The sequence below is a fragment of the Collinsella aerofaciens genome (assembly GCF_015554145.1).
Classification (GTDB): domain Bacteria; phylum Actinomycetota; class Coriobacteriia; order Coriobacteriales; family Coriobacteriaceae; genus Collinsella; species Collinsella aerofaciens_AA.
Genome location: NZ_JADNHZ010000027.1, coordinates 1 through 26736, shown reverse-complemented (window position 1 = coordinate 26736; position 26736 = coordinate 1). Strand labels below are relative to the sequence as shown.

The window sequence follows — 26736 nt, the reverse complement described above, 5'->3', positions numbered from 1 at the left end:
GTAAAGCCGTTTGTCTCCACCCGCATAGCGGGTGGTTTAAAGCTGGCCGCTGCGCGGCCAGCAGACTAAAGTCTTGAATTAGTTCCGCCGTTCTAACGAACGGCGGACCCGCTCGCAACTTATCTTGCCGATGGAGTTGTCGTCGTTTCGTTCGTGTGGGTCGTTTCGGCGCCGTCGCCCTGTTCGCCCTCGTCCTTTTGAGCGTCGGCGATGGTGGAGGCCGCCGCGACGATGCCGCGCTGGGGTGCGACGCCCGTCTGGGTCTGAGCGCCCTCGACAACTTCTGTGCCTGCATGCGCGAGCTCGGGCGATTTAAACACCGCGTCCAAGTTGGCGCCGCCGCCGGCGTAGCCAAGCGCAGCGAGTGCGATGACGATCACTGCAACGACGACCGCGATCGGCACATAACGATGCCAACCAGCAGGATTGAGCCCACTGCGGCGAGCCGCCCCGCGGCTGATGTAGCCGAGCGTGCCGTCGTGCTTGAGCTTTGAGCCCACCACGCGTTTGCGGCCCCACAGCGAGGACTCTGCCTGCATTGCCAAGCGGGCACCTGTCGAAGGATAGCCGTATTTAGTGCGCTTGAACGAGCCGTCAAACCCCGAGGCGTGTTTACCCCACGTCACCGATGTCGTGCGTCGGTTGACCGGTGCGGCGCTCCGCCTTCTGCGGCTCGGTTTTGTAGTCTCAGCCATACGCCCCCGCACGCCGTAACCAAATCGAAACAATAACGCTTTGGACTGTAGCACACGCGTCGCGCGCGGTCACGGGCGCCTCGCTCAACGGTCATCGTCCTTCAGCAAGCGCCACAGCGTTGTTCGGCTTATGCCCAGCACCTCCGCCGCACGGGTTCGGTTGCCGTGGAGATGATCTACAACCAGATGCGCGATATCTCGCTCGGTATCGGCCAACGGTCGCAGGATATACAGGTCGCTTTCGAGTGTCGGGGCGCCAAAGGTTGCGGTCTTAATCACGTCCTCTTGGGCTAGCACTTCCTCCACCACAGCGCGATCCACCGTGCCCGCCCCCACCAATATATACAGTCGTTCCGAGACCTCGCGGAGCTGCAGATAGTTGCGCGGCCAGCGGTAAGCATCGAGCGCCTTCGCCGCCGCGGCAGACAGCGTGGGCGCTGCCGTCCCAAATGCACCAGCGAGATATTCCAAATAGCGCGCAACCTTCGTCGACGCGGCTCCCTGCTCGACGATTGCCGGCGCCACGCTCACCGCACAGGCGAAGCGCTCGGTCACAAAGGCGGCTTGATCACTTTCGCTGCCGCCCGGCATGTCATTCGCCGTCAGCACCACATGGCAGCGCGTCGCCAACGCGGTGTCGGCCATCGTGGAAACGAGCTCGCGAAGGCGCTGGGGGCCAACCGCATTCCAGCCCGCAATGCAAAGTGTCAGCCCCGTTTGGAACAACGGCGATTCGGCGCTTTTGAGCACGTGGCGCCAACCGCGATCGGTAAGCTCATCGAGCGCAACGGCAACAAAGGGTTGATCGGCAAAAGGACCGTCCAGATAGAGGCGCTTGGCGATCTCGATCTGACCCGCTCCCAGCTCGCCCTCGAGCATAAGGGGCACACCGCGCGCGTAGCTCTCGGCGACCGGCGCAGCTACCGAGGCCGCCCCCTCAACGATGCCGTACGCGCTCGATTCGTAGCGGGCCTCAACTTCGTCGGCGTTGAGCCACTCGATGCCCGCATGTGCCGCGGCGCCGCGCACCTCGCGGACCACGACGACCCAAAGGCCCCCACCCTCTTTGTCGGTGGGGCGAACGGTCAGGCTCAGGCGCGTACCCGCGCGCCCCATAACCAGACGCGCGCCGTCTCCTATACGGTCGAGGCGCTCAGCGACAAAAGCCGCCACATCCCGCTCAAGCGCCGCGTCATTCATGGTCGAAATCACGACGTCCCCACGCGCATCGATTGCCAATGCCGAGGCCCCGGCAGCAGCCAGGGCCTCGGTCAAGATGTTCAGCTTGGCATCGCTATTCATGATTTGCCCCTGTCCGCGGCGACGTGCATCCGCCGACGGTCGCACGACCGAGTGTTTCAAAATTGAACGATATTGTTCACCAAACACTATAGGGCAGAAAGCGCCGTCCTGCGAGTATAAGTGTTGCCCCGCATCGCCATCCTGGCGGGGCGATAAGAGCTCTTCGGGACTTATAAACCTGCGGACAAGCCATACCCGCAAGAGCTCCTATCGCTCCACCGCAGGCTTGCGCTCACCAGCAACCAGCAACCAGCACGCGAATAAGCTACTCCTCTACCAGATTCCCAGCACGTGCTGCATTCCCAAACTCATGCACGCAATGCCAATCCAACAGCAAAAGCCCAGCGCGATGGGCTTGCCGCCCTTTTTGACCAGCTCGACGATATCGGTATTAAAGCCAATAGCCGCCATGGCCATCACGATAAAGAACTTCGACAGCTCCTTGATGGGCGCCGTGATGGACACGGGAAGCTGAAGCACCGTGGTGATTACGCTCGCCAGCACAAAGAACAGCACAAACATGGGAAACGCGCGTTTAAGCGAGAACGTGCTTTTGGCGTCGCCGCCGGCCTTGCGCGCCAGATGCATCTGCCAGCATGCGAGGACCAACGTGATGGGAATAATGGCCAGCGTCCTGGTGAGCTTGACCACCGTGGCGCTCTCGAGCACATTGGCGCCGGGATGCATGCTGTCCCAAGCGCTCGCTGCAGCCGTTACGGACGAGGTGTCGTTGATGGCGGTGCCGGCAAACAGGCCAAAGCCCTCGTTGGTCAGCCCGAGCATACCGCCGAGCGTCGGAAACACGAGCGCCGCGATAACGTTAAACAGGAAGATGACCGAAATAGCCTGGGCAATCTCGCGATCGTCGGCATCGATGACGGGCGCGGTCGCGGCGATGGCAGAACCGCCGCAAATCGACGAACCCACACCCACAAGCGTCGCGATCTTGCCCGGCACGTTCATAACGCGGCAGAGCACAAAGGCGATGACAAGCGAGGTCGAGATTGTCGCCACGATAATCGGTAGCGACTGGGCGCCCTTGGACAGAATCTGGGAGAGGTTCATGCCAAAGCCAAGCAGGATAACCGCGTACTGCAAGACTTTTTTAGACGTATAGGTGACACCGGCGGCGAGCTGTTCGCGGCGATTCTTGGGAAAGACGAGCGCCAGAACCATGCCAAAGAGGATGGCGAATACCGGCCCACCGACCACCTCAATCTGTTTGCCGAGCAGCGTTGCGGGGATAGCGATGATCAGGCAGAACAAGACACCCTTCCAGCGCTCGCGTACGATATTCGCCAGTTGCATATGGGATTCCTTCTTTCTCTTTCACGTTTGCGACGGCTTATGATACGGCAACATTGGGCATAGCCTTGCGCAAATACAGACTAAGATGCCGCAATAGTTCTCGGGCGACAGCCGAATTACCCTCCGCGGAGAGCTGATTCGCGGCATAATTAACAACTGACATATGAGTTTGATAGAACAGTTGCGAGGCGCTATGGAAGAATCGATGCACGTCGGCGAGCAGGAAACGAGCCTACAGGACCAGTCCTACCACACCATTCGACGCAAAATCGTCTACCTGGACTATAAGCCGGGCGAAAAGCTGGGCGTCAAGCAGCTTTGCGATGACCTGGACATGGGTCGCACGCCCGTGCGCGAGGCTTTGGTTCGCTTGGCGCAGGAAGGCCTGGTGCGCACCGTGCCCCAGAGCGGCACCTACGTCTCACCCATCAACCTCACCCTTGCCGAGAGTGCCTGTTACATCCGCGAGCATCTGGAAAAGCAGGTGATTGTGGAGTGCTGTGCGCGCGCCACGTCGGCCGGCATCGAGCAGCTCGACCGCGCCATCGTGCTGCAGGAAAAGGCCATGGCCGAAGAGGATCGCATCGGCTTCTTTTTGAGCGACAACCTCATGCATCACATGATTTTTAGCATCGCATGCCGCAGCACCGTGTGGTCGTGGCTCGAGGAGACCAATGCCGACCTGGAGCGCTTCCGCTGGCTGCGCGCCGCCACGCAGGTTCTCGACAATCAGGACATCGTGAACGAGCACAAGCAGATTCGCCGCGCTATCGCCGGTCGCGACCCCATCGAAGCGAGCTTTTTGGTCAGCAAGCACCTGCACATGATGTTCCGCAACCAAACCGAGGTTCTGGACCAGTTCCCCGAGTACTTCGAGACCAGCAAGCTCCGCTAACCTGCCAAAACCACCACAAAGGGGACAGGCACCTTTGTGCTGGTTTCTCCGTACAAAAAGGCCCGGCTCCGTCTGATGACGCGGAGCCGGGCCTTGGTCGTTAGAACGGCGGAACCAACTACTCGACAGTAACGCTTTTCGCCAGGTTACGAGGTTGGTCAACGTCGCAACCGCGCAGGATGGCGACCTCGCGGGCGAGCAGCTGCAGCGGGACGCTCGCGGTGATGGGGCTGAACACGTCGCGGACGGCCGGCACGCGGATGATGCAATCGGCAATCTTGTTGATCTCCTCGTCACCCTCGGTGGCAACGACGATGACCTTGGCGCCACGCGCCTTGCACTCCATGAGGTTCGACACGGTCTTGTCGTAGGTGGCACTCTTGGTGGCCACAGCGATGACAGGGAAGCCCGGGTCGATCAGGGCAATGGGGCCGTGCTTCATCTCGCCGGCGGCGTAGGCCTCGGCATGCAGGTAGCTGACCTCCTTGAGCTTGAGTGCGCCCTCGTAGGAAATAGCGGCACCCATGCCACGGCCCACGAACAGCGCCGACTGCGCGTCCTTGCACAGCAGGGCGGCCTCATGAACGGCCTCGGTCTGGGTATCCAAAATCCACTGGATCTGCTCGGCCGTATCGGAAAGCTCGCGGAACAGCATGCGCGCCTGCTTGGTGGTCAGACGGTACTTAACCTGCGCCAGCAGCAGAGCCAGCAGCGTAAGGCTCACGACCTGACCGATAAAGCTCTTGGTCGAGGCGACCGCGATCTCCTTGTTGGCCTTGGTGTAGATGACGCCGTCGCTCTCACGCGCCACCGGGCTGCCCACCACGTTGGTGATGCCGAAGACCTTGGCGCCCTTGATGCGCGCGTCGCGAATGGCGGCAAGGGTGTCGGCCGTCTCGCCCGACTGGGACACAGCCACGACAAGCGTCGTCGGCGTGATGATGGGATTGCGATAGCGGAACTCGCTGGCCGCCTCAACCTCGGTGGGGATGCGAGCCCAGCCCTCAATAAGGTTCTTGGCGATGAGGCCAGCGTGATAGCTAGTGCCGCAAGCGATCACGTAGACGCGGTCGATGTCGTTGAGTTCCTCGAGGGACAGGCCCAGCTCGTCGATATCGAGCTCGCCGGCGGGGGTCATACGACCCACCAGCGTATCGCGCACGACGCGCGGCTGCTCGTGGATTTCCTTGAGCATAAAGTCGGGGTAGCCACCCTTTTCGGCCATGTCCAGGTCCCAGTCGATGTGGGTGACCTTGGGCTCGATAACGTTGCCGGCCTCGTCGGTGTACTCGACGCCTGCGGGCGTGAGCTTGGCAAACTGACCGTCCTCGAGCACCACGACATCGCGGGTGGCGTCGATGAGCGCGATGACATCGGAAGCAACATAGGAGCCGGTTTCGCCCACGCCGACTACGATCGGGGAATCCTTGCGGGCTACGGCGATCACGCCAGGCTCGTTCGCGCACACGGCGGCCAGACCATAGGCACCGACCACATGGGTGCAAGCCTCGCGCACGGAGGCCATCAGGTCGTGCGTCTCGGCATAAGCCTCTTCGATCAGATGCGCGAAGACCTCGGTATCGGTCTCGCTCTTAAAGTGGTGGCCGCGACCCTCCAGCTCTTCGCGCAGCTCGGCGAAGTTCTCGATGATGCCGTTGTGGACGATGGCGATACGACCGTCGCAGCTGGTGTGGGGGTGAGCGTTAACGACGGAGGGCTTGCCGTGGGTGGCCCAACGGGTGTGGCCGATACCGCAGGTAGCGTCACTGTCAATGTTGGAAAGCTCGCTCTCCAGGCCCGCGACCTTGCCCACGCGGCGGATGACATCGAGGTGCGCCGCGGCGCCCTCGCCCACCTCGAGCGCGACGCCCGAGGAGTCATAGCCGCGATACTCCATACGCTTGAGGCCCGTGACCAGGATGCTCTTTGCAATATCAGAGCCGGTGTAGCCGACGATTCCGCACATAGGATAAATCCCTTCGTTCGCGTGACTGCAAGACGTCCACGCACAGGGGGCGCTGAGACGTGTAACGTTCGAGTATTGTACTCACGCAAGCGCAAGCTGATATACCAGAAGTGGTATCTCAACTTAGATACCACCCGATGCACACATGCCCAGCCGGTCCAAACCACCACAATGGGGACAGGCACCTTTGTGGTGGTTTGGACCGGAGCGGCGCTCTGTCCCAGCGAAAGATCTCGATCTGTAACATCTGGGGCTCCGGAAGCCGGCTTAGTGTTACAGATCGAGACATTACAGTTCGGCCCCTGCACTATGTCTCGATCTGTAACAGGCAGAGCCGGTTTTGCCGTCCAGGTGTTACAGATCGAGACAATTGAAGGCCCAGGCAGCTCAAACCACCACAAAGGTGTCTGCCCACTTCGTGGTGGTCGCGCTGGCAACGGCGTTTCCCCAGATAAAACCTGCCAAAATAAACCTGTCCCTTTTTGGTAGGTTTGGGATGCTACAATCTGGCTTGTACTTGAAACGCATCAAAGGGGCCGCTATGGCAAAGGTAAAAATCAGCGACGTCGCGCGCGAGGCCGGGGTTTCGTTGGGCACGGTTTCCAACGCGCTCAACCATCCCGAAAAGCTGCGCCCCGAGACCCTCAAGCTCATCAACGAGACCATCAATCGCCTTGGCTACCTGCCCAACCAAAGTGCCCGTCAGCTCGCAGGCGGCACCACCAAGTCCTTTGGCCTGGTCCTCCCCCGTCTCGATCACGGCTTCTCGCTCCAAATTGCCAGCGGCGCCCATAACGAGGCCCGCAAGCACGGTTACGACCTGCTCATCGCCAACGCCGATAACGACGGCATTCTCCAGGACCATTACCTGCGCTACTTTATGGGCACGCAGATGTCCGGCGTCATGGTTCAGCCCATGGCGTCCCCCGACTGGCACCCCGCTATGACCAAGATGCCCGTGCCGATCGTCCATCTGGACATCCACTGTTCCGAACCCGGTTACTACGTGGCCGCCGACAACGAGGCGCAGGGGCGCATTATCGCCGAGCTCGCCGTTGCCCGTGGCGCACGCCATATCACCGTTGTGGGCAGAGCGGCATTTATGCAGCTCACCCTGCGCGTACTTGGCATCCACAAGGCCCTTGCCCTGCACCCCGATATCAAGATCGAAGTCATCGACGCCGGCGAATGGAATACCGCTGCCGACGGCTACAGCATCGGCGCCCAGATTGCCGAGCGCTCCGGCGACGAGCGCCCCGATTTTGTCATCGGCCTGACCGACGTACTGGCATCGGGCGTTATCTCGGCGCTGATAGACAGAGGCATCTCCGTCCCCGAGCAGGTCCGCGTGGCCGGCTGCGACGGCAATCCACTTGCCTGGAGCGGGTCGGTCCCCCTTACCACCGTGGCGCCGCCGGGCTACGAAATTGGCCGCAAGGGTGTTCAATTGCTCATGGAGCAAATCGAGAACAAGGCGCCGGCAAAGACCAAGCACGTCCGCATCGGCTCTGCAGCGCGCACCGTCACCGCGGTCACAGCCATCGAGGACATCAACCGCCAAGAACTCGTGCGGCCGTTCCTGCTGGAACGCGCCAGCACCCAGGCAAGCAACCACGCCGAAGCCACCGCCATCAACCTGGGCGCGTATCTATAGCACGCGCGCAAGTATGCCAAGTCGCCGCTTAAGCAAAAGGGGCCCGACCATTGCCGGGCCCCTTTTGCTTAAGCGCAAACGTGGGTAATTGCTCGTTTCAACACCGCAATTGTCTAGAGCACGGCCTTGACCGCCGCCGTCAGATCGAACAACGTATCGAGCACGGCCTCGCAGCCGTCCACGACGTCCTGCGGCAGCGGCACGATATCGGGGACAGCAAAGACGTGGCAGCCAGCCGTAATGCCCGAGACGCAGCCGTTGCGCGAATCCTCGACCACGGCACATTCCTCGGGAGCAAAGCCCGCGCGCTCGCAGGCAAGCAGATACATCTCGGGGTCGGGCTTGCCGTGCACGACGTCCTCGCCGCAGGTCACCGTTTCAAACTTGTCAAAGAGGCCAACCATCTTAAGGTTGCGCTCGGCCGTAACGAGGCGCGACGACGTCGCAAGGCCTACGTGATAGCCCGCAGCCAGCAGCTCGTCTGTGCACTCGGCAGCGCCGGCCTTAAGCTCCAGATCGGTCTTGACCATCTCGTCGCGAATCTCCTTGTGGCGGGCATAGATCGCCTCAGCGGTTTCCCTACTGCCGCAATGTGCCTCAAGGATGTCCATGACATCGGGCAGCGTGCGACCGATAAACTGATGAATCAGCGTGTCATCAATCGCGACGCCCAGCTCAGCAGCGGGCGCTTTCCATGCCTTGATGCCCAGACGCTCGGTATCGACCAGTGTTCCGTCCATGTCAAAAATAACAGCCTTGATCATATCGGTCCCCCATCGACTCTCGCTGTCGCATTGCCGCAACTCTACCGCATTTGGCAACTTGTATATAACGTATATACCATATTGCACTTTCGTTACATAGATAGAAGTCTTATAGCAAGTAACGCATTAGGATTATAGTTTTCGATCGAGTACTCAACGATAAGGATCGTTTCATGATTTTAGACACCACGGCACCCGCAGAGGAGCTTCAAGACAAGCTATCGGCGCTCGAACAGCTGCTTTTGGCATACGGGCGCGTGGCTATCGGGTTTTCCGGCGGCGTTGACAGCAGCTTTTTGGCCGCCGTATGCGCCCGCATCATGCCTACCAATACCCTCCTCGTCCATCTCACCACGCCGCTCATCGGCACACCCGAGCAGGCTTCGTTTGAACGGTCCGTTGACGGGCAAACCGATGAGGGACCGCATTTTAAGCTCCCCGTGCTCAATCTTTCGGTCGATCAGCTGCAGCTCCCCCAGGTAGCCTGCAACGATGCCGACCGCTGCTACCACTGCAAGCGCGCCGGCTTTACCGCCATCGTCAACCACGCCAAGTCGCTCGGCTTTCCCACCGTCATCGATGGCAGCAATGCAGGCGATCGCGGTGACTACCGCCCCGGCATGCGTGCGGCAGAAGAGCTCGGCGTGCGCTCGCCGCTTATGGAGGTCGGCTTTACCAAGGACGAGGAGCGCGAGCTGCTGCGTGCATGGGGCTACCCCGTCTGGAACCTGCCGGCAGGCGCCTGCTTGGCCACGCGCATCCCCACGGGCGAGGAGCTTACGCGCGAGAAGGTTGATTTAATCCGCGCCTGCGAGGATTACCTGCACGATCTTGACCTGGCACAGGTCCGCACACGCCTCGTCGGCGGCTGCATGCATATCGAGGCCGCGCCGGCAGATGTCGCAAAGATTGCTGCCCTCGGCGGTACCGCCGTCGACGACAAGGGCAAGACCCCGCTGCCTGCCGCTATCGAGTCCGCGCTGCGCGAGTTGGACTGCGGCCACATCTCCCCCGAAGTCACCCCCTACATCCACGGCAACATGAACTTGTAGGTTACGCCGTTTTACAAACGGCGTAACCGCTCGGCGCTGCGCAGGTTCCGGGCACGGCACATTCCTCGGGAGCAAAGCCCGCGCGCTCGCAGGCGAGCAGGTAGATCTCGGGATCGGGCTTGCCGTGCACGGTATTCTCGCCGAAGATCACCGTTTCAAACTTGTCAAACAGGCCGACCGTCTTAAGGTTGCGCTCGGCTGCAACGCGGCGCGACGATGTCGCAAGGCCCACGTGATACCCTGCGGCGTCTCCTGCTAGACTGGTAGATTCCCAACCGTCCATCCAGGAGCCTCCATGTCGCGCAAATCCGCCTACAAACAAGTACTTTCCATCGGCACCGCCGTGGTGCTGGGGTTTGCGCTGTTCACAGGGTCGCTCGACGGAGCTCCCAGGCTGCTCTCGCCGCAAAGCGATGAGCAGGCGGCGGCTCTGGCCGAGAAGCAAAGCGAGAGCCCCAACCGCACCGACGACGAAGCGGACTTGGTCGCCCGGCTCGAATCGGGAACAGCGAGCTCCACGGACTCCGAAGATGATCAGGACTCCGGCGATGGCTCTGAATCCGCCACGACCGACACCGCTGACGATGCCTCTTCAAACGTCACCCCCATCGACGAGGTCGAAAACCCCGATCTCGACCGCGCCCGCGGCGTATATCTCAGCAGCATTCCCGACTACGCCGGCAACCCCTACGTTGCCCTTCGCGCCGACAGCACGCACCCGTTGGGCACGCCATCATTCACGCTCGACGAATACGAGCGAGCCACCGAAGAGGGCTGCTTTAAGAAGTTCTCCAAGCTCGATAGCCTGGGCCGCACCCGCAAGGCACTCGCCTGCGTGGGTCCCGAATCGCTCGGTCAGGGCAAGCGCGGCGATATCTCGCGTATCCATCCCGCCGGGTGGCACCAGCAGCGCTACGACTTTATTCCGGGTCAGAGCCTCTACAACCGCTGCCACCTTATCGCCTGGTCGCTCTGCGGCGAAAACGCTAACCGCAAGAATCTGCTCACCGGCACGCGCTATCTCAACGAAACGGGCATGCTGCCGTTTGAAGAGCAGATCCTCGACTACATCCACGACACAGGCAACCATGTGCTCTACCGCGTCACGCCCATGTACAACGAAGAGGAACTCGTCTGTCGTGGCGTTCGTCTGGAAGCACAATCGATCGAGGACCACGGTAAGACCCTGTGCTTCCACGTGTACTGCTACAACCTACAGCCGCACGCGCAGATCGACTACGCCACCGGCCGCAACCAGGCCTCGGGGGACTAGGGCCGACCAAGCTGCCCCAAAACCTAAAATGATCCGTTTTCCTCCGCCCCCCCCAGGGATCAAAAAGGGCCGCCCCGGATTACCCGGAGCGGCCCTTGCATCGGCATGTATGTTGCAGGCAAAGTCCCACGCTACTTGGCGCGGCTCTCCTCATAGCGCTCGACCAGCTTGGCCTGAACGTCATAGGGCACCTGCTCATAGCCCGCGGGCTTCATGGTAAAGTCGCCCGTGCCGCGCGTGATGGAGCGCAGGCGCGTCGAGTAATCCGTCAGCTCGGCCAGCGGCGCCTGGGCAATGACCACGGTGTCTCCGCGCTCATCGGTCTCCATGCCCGTCACGCGACCGCGCGAGGCCGAGATGTCACCCATCACGGCGCCGGCGTAGCTCTCGGGGATCGTCACCGTGATTTCCTCGATAGGCTCCAGCACCACTGGATCGGCATCGGCGCATGCCTTGCGCAGGCCGATGCGAGCCGCCGCGCGGAACGCCATCTCGTTGGAATCGACGCTGTGATACGAACCGTCGTACACCGCGACGCGAATGCCCGTGAGCGGGTAGCCGGCAATAATACCGTCCTTCATGGTCTCCTGGACGCCCTTGTCCACGGCGGGAATCAGCGAGCGCGGGATGCGGCCACCCACGACCTCGTCAACAAACTCATAGCCGTCGCTCGTGCCGTCGGGCCCAATGAGCGGCTCCACGCGCAGCCAGCAGTCGCCGTACTGACCGGCGCCGCCGGTCTGCTTCTTGTGGCGACCCTGGGCGCTCGCCGTGCGGCGGATGGTCTCGCGATACGGAATGCGGATCGGCACGCTCTTGGCGGCGACCTTGGTGCGGTCCTCCAGACGGTTGAGCAGCACCGAAACCTGCGCCTCACCAACGGCGGAGATAATGGTCTGGCCAGTCTCCTCGTCGCGGTCGATGCTCATGGTCGGGTCTGCCTTGCAGGCCTTCTCGATAAACGTGTAGAGCTTCTCTTCGTCGCCGCGATTCTCGGCCTCAATGGCGATGCGGTACTGCGAGTTGGGGAACTTAAACGCCGCAGCCTCGACCTTGCCGGTAATCGAGAGCGTATCGCCCGTCTCGGCAGCCAGCTTGGGCGCCACGATGATATCGCCGGCATAGGCATGGCCAACCTCGGTCATATCGCGGCCGCACATCACATACAGGTGAGCCAAACGATCGCTCTTGCGGGTACGCGCGTTGACCAACTCAAGACCCGGCTCAAGCGTGCCCGTCAGCACCTTGATAAAGCTGATGCGGCCCTGCTGCGGATCGGCCAGCGTCTTAAACACAAACGCCACCGGACGGTCATCGTCACTCGAAATCTTAAGCGAATCACCGTCGATGAGCGGCATCTCGCCGTAGTCGGTCGGCGCCGGGAAGTACGTGGCAATGTCGTCCATCAGCGAGTTGACGCCCTGCTCCTTAATGCAATCGCCCGCAAAGACCGGCACAAAGATGCGCTCGGCGATCGCCTTAGACAGCAGGCCTTCAAGCTCCTCCTGCGTCAGCGTCTCCTCGCCTTCCAAGTATTTCATCATCAGCTCGTCGTCAGCCTCGGCCACCAGCTCGCACAGATGGTCATGGGCCTCCTCGGCCTGGGCACGATACTCCTCGGGAATCTCCGACTCAACGGCCTCGGCGCCGTTGCAGTGGCGCGCCTTCATGCGCACCAGGTCGATGATGCCGTCAAAGTCCTCGCCCTCGCCCCAGGGAAGAGTCACGGCGCCCAGGCGCGTACCAAAGCGCTCCTGCAGCAGGTCCATTGTGGTCGCAAAGCTGGCCTCGAAGCGCGACAGGCGGTTTACGAACACCGCACGCGCCAGACGCAGGTCCTCGGCGGCATACCAGAGCTTAACCGTCGTAGGCTGCGGGCCGGCCTCGGCGTCGACCACGAACAGAGCCGTCTCGCAGACGCTCATCGCGGCAAAGGCGTCGCCGATAAAATCGGGATAGCACGGGGCATCGAGCACATTGATACGAGCGCCCTTCCAGTCGATCGGCGCAATGGTCGTCGAGATGGAAAACGCACGCTTGACCTCTTCGGGGTCATAGTCGAGCGTGGGCTTGGTGCCGTCGTGGCCGCCCAGGCGGGCGGTCTTGCCGGAAAGGTGGAGCATGGCCTCGGCGAGTGAAGTCTTGCCCACCCCGCCTTGGCCTACGAGCACCACGTTCCTTACGTTACCGGTCTTGGGAGCACCCATGATGACCTCCTTGCAGGGCCGCGCGCAATGCGCGACGCCAACGGGGAGAGTTCGCGGTCGGTGCCGTCCCGGGAGCAGCATGGTCGGCAGCCGAGCCGACTCACCCTCCAAATGTCCTATGCCACCACCCTACCCTCACGGACGGCTGTCCATGCATACCTTTCGGCACACGTATGAATACAGGCGGCGAGAGGAAGAGACAAGCTTGTGGGGCAATTATTGAACCCCGTCGATGTAAACAAAAAGCCGCCACAGACCGTAAGACCTGTGGCGGCTTCGCCTCAATTAATAGTTGAATAAATACCTGAGTCTATCCCTCGATACGGCTCAAGAACTCACGCGTGCGCTGCTCGCGCGGATGGTCGATAACCTGCTCGGCAGGACCCTCCTCGACAATACGACCGCCATCCATAAAGACCACGCGGTCGGCAACATCGCGCGCAAACTGCATTGCGTGGGTCACGATCACCATCGTCATGTTCTGCGCAGCGAGGTCCTTAATGACACGCAGCACCTCGGCCGTCAGCTCGGGATCGAGCGCCGAGGTCGGCTCGTCAAAGAACAGGATCTCCGGGTCGAGCGCTAGGGCGCGGGCAATACTCACGCGCTGCTGCTGACCGCCCGAAAGCTCACACGGAACCTTATTCTCGTTGCCCATAAGCCCCATCTGAGCAATCAATTCATACGCACGAGCTTCCGCCTGCTCGCGCGGGCGCTTAAGCACGCGGATCGGCGCGTCGATGATGTTTTTCATCACGGTATAGTGCGGGAACAGGTTGTAATTTTGGAACACCAGGCCGAATCGCGAGCGCGCCTGCTTGGGAACATCTCCCTTCGCATAGACCGCGCCCGATCCCACATCCGTCGCAACCGCAAGGTCGCCAAACGAAAGCGAGCCACCGTCGAGTGTCTCGAGCAGCGTAGCGCAGCGCAGCAGCGTGGACTTACCGCCACCCGAAGGCCCGATAATCGCCACGACCTCACCGCGCTTGACTTCGAGTGAGATATCCTTGAGCACCTCATTGCCGCCAAACGCCTTACGCGCGCTTTCGATTTTCATCACTGAGTTAGTCATGATAATAGTCCAGCTTCTTTTCGGCGGCGCCCAGCAGCATCTCGACCACAAAGTTAAAGACCCAGTAAATCAGCGCCGCGATCGCAAACGGCACCATGCTCACTTGCGAGGCAACCAGCGCCTTGGCCGTCGAGAACATCTCCCCCACGCCGATGGCAAACGCCAGCGATGTGTCCTTGACCAGCGTGATGATCTCGTTGCCCATCGCCGGCAGAATACGCTTGGCGACCTGCGGCATCACGATATACAGAAACGTCTGCAGACGCGAGTAGCCCAGCACCTCGGCGGCCTCATATTGACCGCGCGGGATCGACTGCAGGCCCGAGCGATAGATCTCGGCAAAGTAGCCGGCGTAGTTGATGATGAATGCCACGACGCACGCCGTCCATTTGGAATCGGGCGTGAGCGAGATGCCAAACACGTAGTACGGGGCAAAGTAGATCGCAAACATCTGCAGCATAAGCGGCGTGCCGCGCATGACCGAAATATAGATGCGCGCGATCCAGCGAAGCGGCGCAATTTTGCTCATGCGCATAAACGCCACGGGAATTCCCAGCGGAATCGACCCCAACAGCGTCAGCACAAACAGCTGCAAGCTGACCAAGAATCCCTGGCCAAGCATCTGCATCATGACCTGAATAGACAACCCAAGCTCTCTTTCACAGTAACGGAACAGCGAACCCAATGCTAAAGCGGGTTTTCCAGGTGCCCGAGTTTGCCGTGAAAGAGGAGCGCCGCGTACTAAATGTACGCAAGCGACGGTTTGAACGGCAAAATCGGGTGCCTGGGAAAGCCGCTATTTGAGCACCCAGTTGTCGAAGGAAAGACCATAGCTTGAATACTTATCGCACAGGTCCTTGACCGTGCCACCCTCGTAGAGCGCCTTGAGTGACTCGGTTACAGCATCGGCCGACTTGGTGTCGCCCTTCTTAAAGCCGACGGCGTAGTGCTCGCTGGACAGCGGCTTGTCGAGCTGCGTATAGGCATCGGGCTTGGCGGCCAGCTGATACTGAGCGATCGAGAGGTCACAGGCAACGGCATCGACCGCACCACTCTCGAGCTGCATAAACGCCGTGTTGTACTCACCGATGGTATCGAGCGTGGCAAACGTCGCGGCCAGATCCTTCTGGTCGCCCTCGAGCACATCCTGCGCAGCGGAATCAGTCTGGGTAATCACGGTCTTGCCGGCAAGATCGTCCCAGCTCTTGATACCCGCGTCCTTCTTGACCACGAGCACCTGCTCATTGAGCATGTACGGCTCGGAGAACGTGTAGTCGTCCTCGCGACCCTCCATGGTAAAGCCGTTCCAGATGCAGTTGATGGCGCCTGAGTTGAGTAGCGTGTCCTTGGCATCCCAGTCGATGGCCTCGTATTTGACCTCCCAGCCCTGCTTATCGGCAACAGCCTTGGCCAGATCGAGATCAAAGCCGGTGTACTCGCCATCGTCGCCCACAAAGCCGTACGGAGGATAGGACTTATCAAAGCCCACCACGAGCTTCTTGGACTCCGCAGCGCCCTTCACATCCTTGGCCGCGGCAGAACCAGCAGCGGAGCCCTTGCCGGCACCACCGCCGCAGCCGACAAGACCAAGGCCAAGCACCGTGGCAAGCGAGCCGGCTAGACCAACAAACTGACGACGAGACATATCGGTATTCATGGTATTCCCCCTTGGTGACACTTTAGTTAGGTAAAGTAAGTCATGTAACGTCCAGAATCATACACTTTACCTTGATAGAGTACAAGGGAGAGGTTGCCCGCCGGGCACCGGGGCAGGGGTTAAGTTTGCTGCTCTACAGTCCTGCTCACGACGGAGGCCACATTAAGTGGCCTCCTGTTCGTGCGGAACTCGCGACAAACTTAACCCCTGCCCCGGTGCCCGGCGGGCAAACGTCGTTGGGCTTATCACTGACAGGAAATGGGCGCTTGCATATCGCCCGCTGGCTTGGCACGGTACAATGCTTGCAGCTTTTAATTCATGAATTAGTGGGGTTATTGATGGCAGAATCTCGTGCGGAGCGTAAGGCTCGTCGTGCTTTGATCGAGGCGGCTGAGGGATCGGAGGAGAAAAAATCTTCTAAGAAATCCAAGTCGTCTCAGGATGCGAAGGGTAAGTCGGCGAAGGGCAAGGCCAAGCGCCCCAGTTCTCGTCGGAGCGAAGACAAGGCATCTCAGACTCGCTCCAGGCGCTCGCATAAAGATCCGGTTTCGTCTGCGCGTAAGGCTGTGGACCCCAAGTCTCCCTGTTCGATCATGAAAACTTGTGGTGGGTGTACGGCGCTCAATCGTCCTTATAAGAAGCAGTTGGCGGCCAAGCAGGCTGCTATGGAGGAGCTGTTTGCTGAGCTCTGTGAGCGCGAGGGTGTTGCCGTGGATCCCATTCGCGGTATGGGCGTCACCCTGGGCGACCCGGGTAAATATCCTGCGCCGCGTGGCTTTCGTCATAAGGCTGCCACCCCCTTTGCTCCCGGCAAGGAGGGAGCTGTCCGCTGCGGCTTTTTTGAACGTGGGACGCACAGGATCGTTGCTGTTCCTGAATGCCCTGTCGAGGCGCCGGGCGCTCGTCAGATTCTCAACGGCATCGCTCGCGAGGCCGAACGTCTGCATATTCCCGCCTTTAACGAAGACAAGCATCTGGGGCTGCTTCGCTATGCCGTCGTTCGCTGCGGCTGGCGCACCGACCAGATTATGGTCACCCTCGTGACCGCTCAACGCGACCTGCCGCATGCGCAGGAGTTCTTTGAAGCCGTCGCGGCGCTTGATCCGCATATCGTCACCGTCGCTCAGAACATCAACGGTCGCCCCGGAAATGCCATCTTGAGCGAGGAGACCCGTATCGTCTATGGCGCCGAATGCATGCGCGACCAGCTGCTCGGTTGTGAATTCGACATCTCCCCTACCGCGTTCTATCAGACCAATCCGCAGCAAACCGAGCTGCTCTATCGACTTGCCATTGACGGCATGGACCTGCAGCAGGGTGACATTCTTATGGACGCTTACTGCGGCAGCGGAACCATCGGCCTGTGCGCCGCGAAGGATGTCCAGGACAAGGGCATCGGCATTATGCTGCTCGGCGTGGAGCGTAACCCGGCGGGCATTGCCGACGCACGTCGCAATGCCGAGCTCAACGGCCTCACCCGCAGCGCTTGGTTTATGGCCGACGACGCCACCGATTACATCCTGGACGCCGCCGACAACAACGAGCGGATCGATGTCCTTTCCATCGACCCGCCGCGCGCCGGCTCCACCCCCGAGTTCCTCGAAGCCGCCTGCGCACTCAAGCCGCGCCGCATCACCTATATCAGCTGCAACCCCGTGACCCAAGAGCGCGACCTGCACCAGCTTCTCGACGGAGGCTATCGCCTGCTCAAGATCACGCCCGTCGACATGTTCCCCCATACCGACCACACCGAGACCGTCGCGGTCCTCGAGCGCCGCTAACCAACACCGGTAGATTTTTGGGACAAGAAGGGGGCGGCCCGTCTGAACCGCCCCCTTCGCTTGGTTTATGAACTCCGCTACATCCCCTTGCGCAGGTCACACACGCCGGCTGCCGCCATCTCGCGCAGCAGCGTCTCGCGGTCGCGCGTCACGATCAAATCCAGCGGGAAGTGAATCTCGTCGAGCATCTTGCGCGCGTGATCGAGCTTGCCAATGGCCATGCCAATGTGGGCATCGGTCGACACGCCAATACCCACGCCCAGCTCGGCGCAGCGCTCGGCGATTTTGCGGCATACGGCCCAATGCTCAGTGTCGACACCGTGTTCAAGACTATGGTTGTTGATCTCGATGATCTTGTGCTTGGCCTTGGCCGCCAACAGCACCTCATCGATATCGAACGGCACGCCCGAACGACCCGCATGCCCAAGCATGAACACCTTGGGGTGCTCCAGGGCATTGATGTACATCTGGGTCGTTTGGGCGAGCGTCGCGCCTTCGGCAAACTGCGGGTTATGCACGCTTGCCACCAAATAATCCAAATTACGCGTCACCAAATCGAACAGCGAATGCTCACGACTATACGAATCGCCGGCGATATCGAGCGAAACGGGAATGTCTTCGCCAAACAAGCTGCCGTCCAGCGAAACGATATCAGCCTCGGCACCGCGCAGCACCAGCACGCCGCTCCAAATGCGCGGCCAGATATCCTGGTTAATAAAGAATTGGAAACTGCGCAGGTCATTGGGACAAGGCGTAACCATCGAGCTTAAATGATCGGCGGAACCGAGCACCTGAAGGCCGCGCTCTGCCGCCCAATAGATGTTCTCCTCGATGGTTGAGTACGCATGCGCAGAGAACATCGTATGAGTATGAATATCACAAGAAAGAAGGTAGGGCATCGGGTCTCCTTGTCCAGTATGGCCGTCGCGTATATTCATTGTACGCATAGCTTTCGGCAGTCGTAAAACTGCTTCATCCCAATCACACAACGGCATAGACAACGGGGTCTGGCTTAGCACCAAACCCCGTTTCACGTAAAACATTGTAAGCAGAGCGCTTTACTTTCGACGATATTCGTCGGCCAGCTGCTTCCAGGCAGGCAGCGAGTTGACGATTGTCTCATAGCTCACGCAGTAGCCCAGGCGGAACCAGCCCGGCATGCCAAAGCTATCCGAAGGCACCGCGAGCAGCTCATACTTCTTCGCGCGCTCACAGAACGCATTCGCATCGGACTCCAGCGCTTTCACCCATAGGTAGAACGCGCCATCCGGCTCAACATAGGTGTAGCCGTACTCCGCTAGTGCATCGGTAAGCGCGGTGCGGTTGCGAGCATAGGCCTCGACATCACTCGGCTCATCGATGCAATCGATGATCACGCGCTGGAAGAGCGCCGGTGCACACACGAAGCCCAGCGTACGGGCGGCACCGGCAACGGCGGGCATTAGACGAGCTGCCTGAGGATTCGTATTGGGAACCAGGATCCACCCGACGCGCTCGCCCGGCAGCGAAAGCGACTTGGAATACGAGTAGCACACGATGGTGTGCTCGTAGATCGAAGGCACCCAAGGCACCTCGGCGCCATAGACAATCTCGCGATACGGCTCATCAGAGATGAGCATAATCGGATTCTCGGAATCGCGCTGAGCGTTGGCCTCGCACAGAACATTGGCCAGTCGCGTCAGCGTGTCGCGTGTATATACGGCACCGGTCGGATTGTTGGGTGAGTCGATAATGACGGCAGCGGTCTTGTCGGTAATCGCCTTGAGCACGTTATCCACGCTCAGCTGGAACGAATCTTCATCGGCAAGCGCCTCGACACACGTACAGCCGGCCTTCTCAATCCACACGCGATACTCCGGGAAGTACGGGGCGATAACAATGACCTCGTCACCCGGGTTCGAAACGGCATTGAGCGTGCAGGTGAGCGAAGCCGCGGCACCCACCGTCATAAAGACGTCCTTGCCCTCATAGCTCGTGCCAAAGCGACGGTTGAGCGAGTCGGCGACGGCCGCTCGACATTGCGGCAGACCCGGCGCAGGCGTGTATCCATGCAGCTGGTCGCTCGGCAGCTCCAATGCCTTCTTAATGGACTCAGCAACAGCAGCGGGCGCCGGAACACTCGGGTTGCCCAGCGAAAAATCGAATACGTTCTCCGCACCGATCTGTGCCTTGCGCTCAAGGCCATAGCTAAAGATCTCACGGATGATGGAGCTTTCCGCACCGCGAGCATACATAGTTTCGTTGATCATCTGTTCCCCTTTCGCATAGGCGCTATTGTACGCTTTATCTGAGCAAAGTGCCGCAGCAATGTTGATTGGGGACAGACTTAAATGCGTGAAAACGCTCATTTAAGTCTGTCCCCAATCAACATATCGCTCAAAAGAAAGAGCCTCCACAGGTTTCCCCGCAGAGGCTTTCGCTACAAGAACTATTTGTCGGCGTCGGTGTTGCCGTCAGCGTTGACAGCATTGCCATCACCGGCATCATCGGATGCGGCTTCGGCATCCTCCTGCATGGCCGCCTGCGCAAAGGCCGCAGCATCAGCCGCCAGCTCCTCCTCGCTCATGCGAGGCGAGCACTTCTTGGTCGGCATGCCGGCCGCCTTGGCGTTGCGCTCCTCCTTGGCCGCCAGGATATCGCCCTCGCGCTCAAGGTAAGCATCCCACTCGTTGTCGAGCAGGGCGTTCACGGCGTCGCCTTCGACGGTCTCGCGCTCAAGCAGCACCTTCGCCATCAGATCGAGCTGATCGCGACGGGCATCCAAAATCTCGACCGCACGGCGATGGGCTTCGCGCATGATGCGCTGAACCTCGATATCGATGCGGCGCGCCGTCTCCTCGGAATAATCCTGGTGATCGGCGTAATCGCGGCCCAGGAACACCTGATGCTGCGCCTCGCCAAACACCTGCGTGCCCAGTTCCTCGCTCATGCCCAGACGCGTGACCATCTCGCGCGCCATCTTGGTCGCGCGCTCCAGGTCGTTGCTCGCGCCCGACGTGATGCCGTCGCACATGAGCTCCTCAGCAACGCGACCGCCCAAGAACACGGCAAGCTCATCGAGCATCTCGTTCTTGGTCTTGAGGAAGTGATCCTCCTGCGGAAGCTGCAGTGTGTAGCCCAGAGCCTGGCCACGGCTGACAATCGAAATCTTGTGAACCGGATCGGAGTGCTCCAGGATATGACCCACCAGGGCATGACCGCTCTCGTGGTAGGCAATCGTGGTGCGCTCGGCTTCGGTCATCACGCGACCCTTGCGCTGCGGTCCGGCAATCACGCGCTCCATCGACTCCTCGACCTCGTCCATCGAGATCACGGAACGATGGCGGCGAGCAGCCAAAAGCGCAGACTCATTGAGCAGGTTCGCCAGATCGGCGCCGGTAAAGCCAACGGTCATCTGGGCGAGCTTCTCAAACTTAACGTCCTCGTCCATCGGCTTGTTCTCGGCATGCACGCGCAAGATCTGCTCGCGGCCCTTCACGTCCGGACGGTCGACCGTAACCTGACGGTCAAAACGGCCGGGACGCAGCAGCGCCGGGTCCAAAATATCGGGGCGGTTGGTCGCGGCGATCAGGATGACCGACTCGCTTTCCTCAAAACCGTCCATCTCGACCAGCAGCTGGTTGAGCGTCTGCTCGCGCTCGTCGTGGCCGCCGCCCAAACCGGCTCCACGTTGACGTCCCACGGCATCGATCTCGTCAATAAAGATGATCGACGGAGCCTGAGACTTGGCCTCCTTAAAAAGGTCGCGCACGCGGCTGGCGCCGACACCCACGAACATCTCGACAAAGTCAGAGCCCGAGATACTAAAGAACGGCACGCCCGCCTCGCCGGCAACGGCCTTGGCCAGCAGGGTTTTACCGGTACCCGGAGGGCCCACCAGCAAAACGCCGCGCGGAATCTTGGCACCCAGCTTGCGATAGCGGTCCGGATCGCTCAAAAAGTCGCGGATCTCCTCGAGCTCTTCGACTGCCTCGTCCACGCCGGCAACGTCCTCGAACTTGACCTTGGGGCGCGTGGCCTCGTTGGTCTTGGCGTTGGTCTTGCCAAACTGCATGTTCCTATTATTGGCGCCCATCATCTGGCGCATAAAGTAGAACATGATGGCGATCAGGGCAATCGTCGGAAGCACACTCATCGCCAAGTCGCCCCAAAAATCGGGATCGTTGGTGTTGACGATGTACTTGGTATCGGGGTGCTCCGCCATGAGCTCGGCAAGCGAATCGGAACCGACATAGGTCGAGGAAAAGCTCTTGAGCTCGCTCGTGTCGCCCTTGTCCTTTTTCGTCTTCCAGTAATGACCCGTCACGCTTCCGTCCTGAACCGTATAGGTCAGATCTTCGACGCGATCCTGCTTGATGGCGCTGACCATCTCACTCGTCGCGAGCTTTACGGTATTGCTGGAGTTGGCAAAGCCGGAGCCCATGTTAAAGAAGGCGTAACCCAGGAGCGCGCAAGCCAAAAGAAAATACAGCCAGCCCGTACGCGTGGGCTTCTTGCCTCCGGGCATCCCCGGGATCTTTGGGTCCCGGGGAGTCTGGGAATTGTTGTCGTTACGGTCGTCGGGCATCTTACGAATAAACCTCCGGTTTCAAAATGCCCAGATACGGAAGGTTGCGATAGCGCTCGGCATAGTCGAGGCCGTAGCCCACCACAAAGGCATCGGGGCAATGGGTTCCAACATACTTGGGCGTGACGGCCGAGACGCGGTCCTCAACGTCCTTCCACAGGAAGGCAGCGACCTCCAGCGAGGCGGGCTTACGGCTCTCGAGATTCTTCATCAGGTACTTGAGGGTCAGGCCCGAGTCCAGAATGTCCTCGACAATCAGCACGTCGCGACCACGGATGTCGATATCCAGGTCCTTAATGATACGCACGATGCCCGAAGACTTCACACCGTCGCCATAGCTCGAAACAGCCATGAAATCGATGTTGGTCGGCAGCTCGATCTTGCGCATCAGGTCGCCCATAAAGACCACGGCGCCGCGCAGGACCGCAATCAGCACCAGATCCTTACCCGCGTAGTCGCGAGTAATCTGCTCGCCTAGGCGAGAGACGATACCGTCGATATCCTCCTGCGTAAACAGAACCTTCTCGATATCCGGATGTTGAGAAGCCATGACAACCCTTTCTTGTGCTTATCGCCCACGCACCGCCGCATGGACGCGAACTACACATTCTAGCAGCGCACGGGGTATATTTACCAGCACGTGCGCCATCAGCGCGGGAATACCGTCAACGTCGCACAGAATAGCTGGCGCGAAGCGCTATTCCGCATCGACCACACGAAGCAGATATGCCACGCGCGTTGCGGCCGTGCATTTAAAACGCTCGTCCGCGCGAACGCCCGCGACCCATACTACGGCACCTCCCGGAGCCGTTCTTACCACGGGTACGCCAGAGCGGTCTGAAACAGGAATGCACGCCTCGTTTAACAGGTCTGACACTTTCTTGCTTCGGCCGTTCATCCCCAACGGGCACATCACGTCTCCCGGCACAGGGCTATCCACCCACAGGCGCGCCGATCGTGCCTCGGTGGGGATCTCCCCGCGCGAGCCGGCTAACATCCGCTCGCCATCGCGGTCGGCAAACCCCAGGGCCGCCGCATCCACCAAGGCCGCAACCTTTCCGGCAGCAGCAAGCTCGCGGGCACGGTGCACGATATCGCACCCCGGCTCCACAGCCATCGGCTCCGCTGTCAGCATATGCCCCGCCCCCAGCGGCAGACAACCGGGAACGGAGATCCAATCGGCCACTAAACCCTCGCGCGCCGCCGGAGCCTTGAACGCCAGCATGCCAAACTCCACACGGGCATCAATTCCCGCAGGAAGCGTAACCGAGCCCGAGCCCGCAGCGACGCAGGCGAGCACGCGCTCCACGTGCCGCATCTCCGGTCGCGCGTCGGGATCGATGCGCTTAATCGCCAACCGCACGATACGCCGTGCAATCACAACCTCAGCGGCGGCAAGACGGCGCGCATCGAGCACCAGTGCGCCCGCCGCTTCCTTGCGCAGGCAGCTTCGAAACGCCTGTGCCGAAAGCTGGGAAAGAAAGGCGTCTTCGTCGCCCAGAATTTCGCAAGCGGCGCCAATCGTCTTACAGACGCTCGCGTTGCGCCGTGCCACCACCGGCATCACCCGATGGCGTACATAGTTGCGCAGGTACGAAACGTCCTCGTTGCTTTCATCTTCCCGCCATGGCTGACCGTGCACCTGCAGATAGCTCACGAGCTCATCATGCGTGAGGTCGAGCAAGGGGCGCACCACAATGTTCCGACGGCGTGGAATGCTTGATAGACCCGCGGGACCCGACCCTTTAATGGCATTCATCAAAAATGTTTCCGCGCGGTCCGACGAGGTATGCGCGGTACAGATACGAGCCGCCGTCCGCGGTGCGCCCGATTCGGCACAAAGTTCGCGAACATATCTCCGTGCCGCGGCATAGCGCACCTCGCGGGCCGCAGCCTCGATATTGCCCGATTCGTCATCAAAATAGGCATGCTCAACGCACAGCGGCAAGCCGTATTGCACGCACAAATCACGTACAAAGGCCTCGTCGCCATCGGATGCCTCCCCGCGCAGATGATGGTTTACATGCAGCACGTGCAATCGCTCGCGCGCAATGGGAGCGACGCCGCGCCCGTCCTGAATATCCAGCTTTGATGTGCAAGCCATAAGGAGCAGCGCCGTCGAGTCCGCACCGCCTGATACCATGAGCACTACGGGGGCAGCGGCCTGCCGCGTTGCCAGGGCGCTCTTATCCGTCCTCGGCGCGGCATGATGTCCATAGTGCTGAGATACCGTTGGCATTCGCTTCCTCCTCTATTCGTCCGCACCCATTGTATCCTTTGGAATCTTATGTCTCGCCTGCACCTTCATATCCTCGGCAGCGGCTCAAAAGGCAACTGCGCACTCGTCGAGGGGCCTCAGGGGCTCATCATGATCGACAACGGCCTGTCCCGCCGCGAGACACTTAAACGCATGGCGGAGCTTGGCCTCTCGGCAGACGACGTCGCCGCTCTAGTAATCACCCATGAGCATGGTGACCATATCAAGGGGCTCGATGTATGGTGCAAGCACTGGCATGGTCCCCTCTTTGCCAGCAGGGACACCCTTTCATGCAAAGAAAACCTCGCGCACCTGCCCGTAGAGGAATTTGACCCCGGCGACACGCTCCCCATTGCCGGCATCCACGTGCAAACCTACTCAACATCGCACGATGTCATCAATCCTGTCGGCTATCGATTTAATGCTCTCGATGATTCCATTGGGTTTGCCACCGACACCGGAGAGTTATCGAGCAAGGCCATAGGCATCCTCAAAGACTGTCGAGTTCTCGCGCTCGAAAGTAACCACGATGTAACTATGTTACGCGAAGGACCGTACCCACGCTTTCTTCAGGAGCGCATCCTGTCCACAAAGGGGCATCTCTCCAACAACCAGGCCGCCGAAGCCGCGCGCGAACTTGTTACCGATCGCACCGAACAGCTCATCGCCATGCATATCAGCCAGGACAATAATCGTCCAAGCCTTACCGTCAAAAGCTATGCCAACGCGCTTGATGCAAGTCTCGATGATGAACTCGGCAGTTCTGCCACCCGTCTTCAAGGGCCACGGAAGCTCTCGATACGCCCTGCAAGTCAGTATCAACCGACAACTATTCAATAGCCCCTCAAGACAACAAAAGGGGGCTGGGAATCACTTCCCAGCCCCCTTAACTCATACTCTCGATTGAAGCAGAGCCATCGTTAGTCGATGGAGATCTTCGTGACGTTCTTCTTCTCGACGATCTTAGGAACCGTAACGGTCAGGATGCCGTCAGCATACTTTGCAGAGAGGCCCTCGCTCGAAGCGTCCTTCAGATATACGCCACGCGTCGCGCTGTACGAGCTAAACTCCTTCTGGAGGAAGTTCTTACCCTCGTTTTCGGCGCTCTCCTCGACGTTCACGCTGATGGACAGGCGACCCTCATTGAGCTCAACGTCGATGTCATCCTTGGCGACACCGGTCAGATACGCCTTGACCTCGTAGCCATCGCCCTTGTCCTCAACGTCAACGGGGAACGCCTTGGAGGCAATCGAGTTGTTTGCAAGGTCGGTCATATCATCAAACAGATCGAACAGCGAGCTAGCAGAAGGACGAACGCCAAAAACCGAACGATAAGGAACCATGCTTGCCATGTTTACCACTCCTTTTAAGGACTGCCGAGCCATCTTCTAGGTGACTGGGACTTCTTTTGACGCTCTTATATATGCCCACCCAGTGCCCATATATACATCGACTATAAAGTTTTTTGAGTCCAGTACTATAAGCATATCTAAGTGTGTATGACTCAGGTTTTAGTAAGGTTAAGGTTCTTTGAACCAGAGCTTAAATAACAAGTATGTTCGCAGCTACAAATAACAAGGGGCTTACAATGAGCGCGTACACGTTGTTGGTAACGAGCTAAAGGGCATCATGGACGACCAAAACCAGAACAATATGTTTATGCCGACGCAGGGCGAAGATACATCTACGCAGCCGCCACGGTTCCATCGCCCCCACATCTCGCAAGAGCCCATCAATGACCCAGAGCCCGATTATGTGACGAGAAACCGATATCAAACGCTCGAGGATGCCCAAACGGGACGTAAACATATGGGCGTCGCCTCGGGAGACCCTGTATATCTGAAAGACGCACCATTATCTAAAAACAGCGCAGCTAGTGATGAGCCGATGAAAGCATCCGCCGTCCATCAACAAAGAGGGCCTCGACCCAAGCAAACCTTGACGCATTCGGCTCGCTATCTCGAAACGCCAAAACAGGGAAAGTCAATCTTCGTTTCGTCAAGTAAACGACGCAAGCAGCATCAGCTGACAATTCTGCTTTTGACCATTGCGGCCATAGCAGTTGCCCTTGTTATACGATTTATTTTCTTTAAATAAAGGCTCAATACCGAAAACAACAAGATCGTCTGGTGTAATTGAGTCATTTACGCCCCGTAAACGCAAAAAAGGGGGAGGCCGCGAGGCCTCCCCCTTTTTCAGTTTCGATGACGGCTCGGTGCCGTCCACCGGTCAGCGGCGCCCTGGCCTCCCACGGGCTGGCCCCGCAGTACTCTCGGCGCGATG

General features: G+C 59.7%; 23 protein-coding genes. 7 read left to right on the top strand and 16 right to left on the bottom strand.

Annotated features, from left to right (window positions below; translation table 11 throughout):
* Positions 1–119 precede the first annotated feature (119 nt).
* From I2E13_RS09865 to I2E13_RS09855, 3 genes are all read right to left on the bottom strand, one after another.
* A complete protein-coding gene (locus I2E13_RS09865) occupies positions 120–695 on the bottom strand; it encodes a hypothetical protein (RefSeq protein WP_195404980.1) in 576 nt (191 codons plus the stop codon).
* A gap of 84 nt (positions 696–779) precedes the next feature.
* Positions 780–1997: a helix-turn-helix domain-containing protein gene (locus I2E13_RS09860; protein WP_195404979.1), complete on the bottom strand. Its 1218-nt coding sequence runs from the start codon at positions 1995–1997 to the stop codon at positions 780–782.
* A gap of 273 nt (positions 1998–2270) precedes the next feature.
* Positions 2271–3305 carry a YeiH family protein gene (locus tag I2E13_RS09855; RefSeq protein WP_117803964.1) on the bottom strand — a complete coding sequence of 345 codons (1035 nt, stop codon included), beginning with the start codon at positions 3303–3305 and terminating at the stop codon, positions 2271–2273.
* A 193-nt stretch (positions 3306–3498) separates the two neighbouring features.
* Here I2E13_RS09855 and I2E13_RS09850 point away from each other — a divergent pair, with 193 nt between their 5' ends.
* Positions 3499–4200 carry a GntR family transcriptional regulator gene (locus tag I2E13_RS09850; protein WP_050766156.1) on the top strand — a complete coding sequence of 234 codons (702 nt, stop codon included), beginning with the start codon at positions 3499–3501 and terminating at the stop codon, positions 4198–4200.
* 118 nt (positions 4201–4318) lie between these two features.
* Here the strand turns inward: I2E13_RS09850 and glmS are convergent, their stop codons facing one another.
* Positions 4319–6166, bottom strand: coding sequence for a glutamine--fructose-6-phosphate transaminase (isomerizing) (gene glmS, locus I2E13_RS09845; protein ID WP_195404978.1), 1848 nt, complete (start codon positions 6164–6166; stop codon positions 4319–4321).
* Positions 6167–6707: 541 nt separating this feature from the next.
* Between glmS and I2E13_RS09840 the strand changes: the two genes are divergently transcribed.
* Complete coding sequence (locus I2E13_RS09840) at positions 6708–7820, top strand: LacI family DNA-binding transcriptional regulator (RefSeq protein WP_229057930.1); 1113 nt, start codon at positions 6708–6710, stop codon at positions 7818–7820.
* A gap of 113 nt (positions 7821–7933) precedes the next feature.
* Here I2E13_RS09840 and I2E13_RS09835 read toward each other — a convergent pair whose 3' ends face one another.
* Positions 7934–8584: an HAD family hydrolase gene (locus I2E13_RS09835; RefSeq protein WP_195404976.1), complete on the bottom strand. Its 651-nt coding sequence runs from the start codon at positions 8582–8584 to the stop codon at positions 7934–7936.
* A 173-nt stretch (positions 8585–8757) separates the two neighbouring features.
* On the opposite strand from I2E13_RS09835, the gene larE reads away from it, so the two are divergent.
* Positions 8758–9636 carry an ATP-dependent sacrificial sulfur transferase LarE gene (larE, locus tag I2E13_RS09830; protein ID WP_195404975.1) on the top strand — a complete coding sequence of 293 codons (879 nt, stop codon included), beginning with the start codon at positions 8758–8760 and terminating at the stop codon, positions 9634–9636.
* Between the two features lies 1 nt (position 9637).
* On the opposite strand, the gene I2E13_RS09825 is transcribed toward larE, so the two are convergent.
* Positions 9638–9919: an HAD family hydrolase gene (locus tag I2E13_RS09825; protein WP_195404974.1), complete on the bottom strand. Its 282-nt coding sequence runs from the start codon at positions 9917–9919 to the stop codon at positions 9638–9640.
* A gap of 12 nt (positions 9920–9931) precedes the next feature.
* On the opposite strand from I2E13_RS09825, the gene I2E13_RS09820 reads away from it, so the two are divergent.
* Positions 9932–10909, top strand: coding sequence for a DNA/RNA non-specific endonuclease (locus I2E13_RS09820; protein WP_195404973.1), 978 nt, complete (start codon positions 9932–9934; stop codon positions 10907–10909).
* A 131-nt stretch (positions 10910–11040) separates the two neighbouring features.
* Here the strand turns inward: I2E13_RS09820 and I2E13_RS09815 are convergent, their stop codons facing one another.
* The 4 genes from I2E13_RS09815 to I2E13_RS09800 all read right to left on the bottom strand — a co-directional run bounded on the left by I2E13_RS09815 (position 11041) and on the right by I2E13_RS09800 (position 15848).
* A complete protein-coding gene (locus tag I2E13_RS09815; protein ID WP_195404972.1) occupies positions 11041–13116 on the bottom strand; it encodes an elongation factor G in 2076 nt (691 codons plus the stop codon).
* 310 nt (positions 13117–13426) lie between these two features.
* Entirely contained in the window at positions 13427–14191 is a 765-nt protein-coding gene (locus tag I2E13_RS09810) for an amino acid ABC transporter ATP-binding protein (protein WP_229057929.1), read from the bottom strand.
* Positions 14184–14837 carry an amino acid ABC transporter permease gene (locus I2E13_RS09805; protein WP_099432382.1) on the bottom strand — a complete coding sequence of 218 codons (654 nt, stop codon included), beginning with the start codon at positions 14835–14837 and terminating at the stop codon, positions 14184–14186. The genes I2E13_RS09810 and I2E13_RS09805 overlap by 8 nt, the downstream gene beginning before the upstream one ends.
* 150 nt (positions 14838–14987) lie before the next feature.
* Positions 14988–15848, bottom strand: coding sequence for a transporter substrate-binding domain-containing protein (locus tag I2E13_RS09800; RefSeq protein ID WP_195404971.1), 861 nt, complete (start codon positions 15846–15848; stop codon positions 14988–14990).
* Between the two features lie 338 nt (positions 15849–16186).
* Here I2E13_RS09800 and rlmD point away from each other — a divergent pair, with 338 nt between their 5' ends.
* Positions 16187–17629 (top strand): 23S rRNA (uracil(1939)-C(5))-methyltransferase RlmD, encoded by a 1443-nt coding sequence (gene rlmD, locus I2E13_RS09795; RefSeq protein WP_195404970.1) that lies wholly within the window; start codon positions 16187–16189, stop codon positions 17627–17629.
* A gap of 77 nt (positions 17630–17706) precedes the next feature.
* On the opposite strand, the gene I2E13_RS09790 is transcribed toward rlmD, so the two are convergent.
* From I2E13_RS09790 to tilS, 5 genes are all read right to left on the bottom strand, one after another.
* Positions 17707–18528 (bottom strand): phosphatase, encoded by an 822-nt coding sequence (locus tag I2E13_RS09790; RefSeq protein ID WP_117629855.1) that lies wholly within the window; start codon positions 18526–18528, stop codon positions 17707–17709.
* A 159-nt stretch (positions 18529–18687) separates the two neighbouring features.
* Entirely contained in the window at positions 18688–19878 is a 1191-nt protein-coding gene (locus I2E13_RS09785; protein ID WP_195404969.1) for a pyridoxal phosphate-dependent aminotransferase, read from the bottom strand.
* A 179-nt stretch (positions 19879–20057) separates the two neighbouring features.
* On the bottom strand, positions 20058–22136 hold the full coding sequence (ftsH, locus tag I2E13_RS09780; RefSeq protein WP_229057928.1) for an ATP-dependent zinc metalloprotease FtsH: 2079 nt from the start codon (positions 22134–22136) through the stop codon (positions 20058–20060).
* Between the two features lie 61 nt (positions 22137–22197).
* Positions 22198–22746, bottom strand: coding sequence for a hypoxanthine phosphoribosyltransferase (gene hpt, locus I2E13_RS09775; RefSeq protein ID WP_117757872.1), 549 nt, complete (start codon positions 22744–22746; stop codon positions 22198–22200).
* Between the two features lie 147 nt (positions 22747–22893).
* Positions 22894–24435, bottom strand: coding sequence for a tRNA lysidine(34) synthetase TilS (gene tilS, locus I2E13_RS09770; protein WP_195404967.1), 1542 nt, complete (start codon positions 24433–24435; stop codon positions 22894–22896).
* Positions 24436–24483: 48 nt separating this feature from the next.
* On the opposite strand from tilS, the gene I2E13_RS09765 reads away from it, so the two are divergent.
* Complete coding sequence (locus I2E13_RS09765) at positions 24484–25293, top strand: MBL fold metallo-hydrolase (RefSeq protein ID WP_117716387.1); 810 nt, start codon at positions 24484–24486, stop codon at positions 25291–25293.
* Between the two features lie 80 nt (positions 25294–25373).
* On the opposite strand, the gene I2E13_RS09760 is transcribed toward I2E13_RS09765, so the two are convergent.
* Positions 25374–25805: an Hsp20/alpha crystallin family protein gene (locus tag I2E13_RS09760; RefSeq protein WP_117635977.1), complete on the bottom strand. Its 432-nt coding sequence runs from the start codon at positions 25803–25805 to the stop codon at positions 25374–25376.
* Positions 25806–26082: 277 nt separating this feature from the next.
* Here I2E13_RS09760 and I2E13_RS09755 point away from each other — a divergent pair, with 277 nt between their 5' ends.
* The gene (locus tag I2E13_RS09755; protein WP_055251785.1) at positions 26083–26550 is read left to right on the top strand and encodes a hypothetical protein; all 468 of its coding nucleotides are present in this window, start codon (positions 26083–26085) and stop codon (positions 26548–26550) included.
* The last annotated feature ends 186 nt before the right edge of the window (positions 26551–26736 follow it).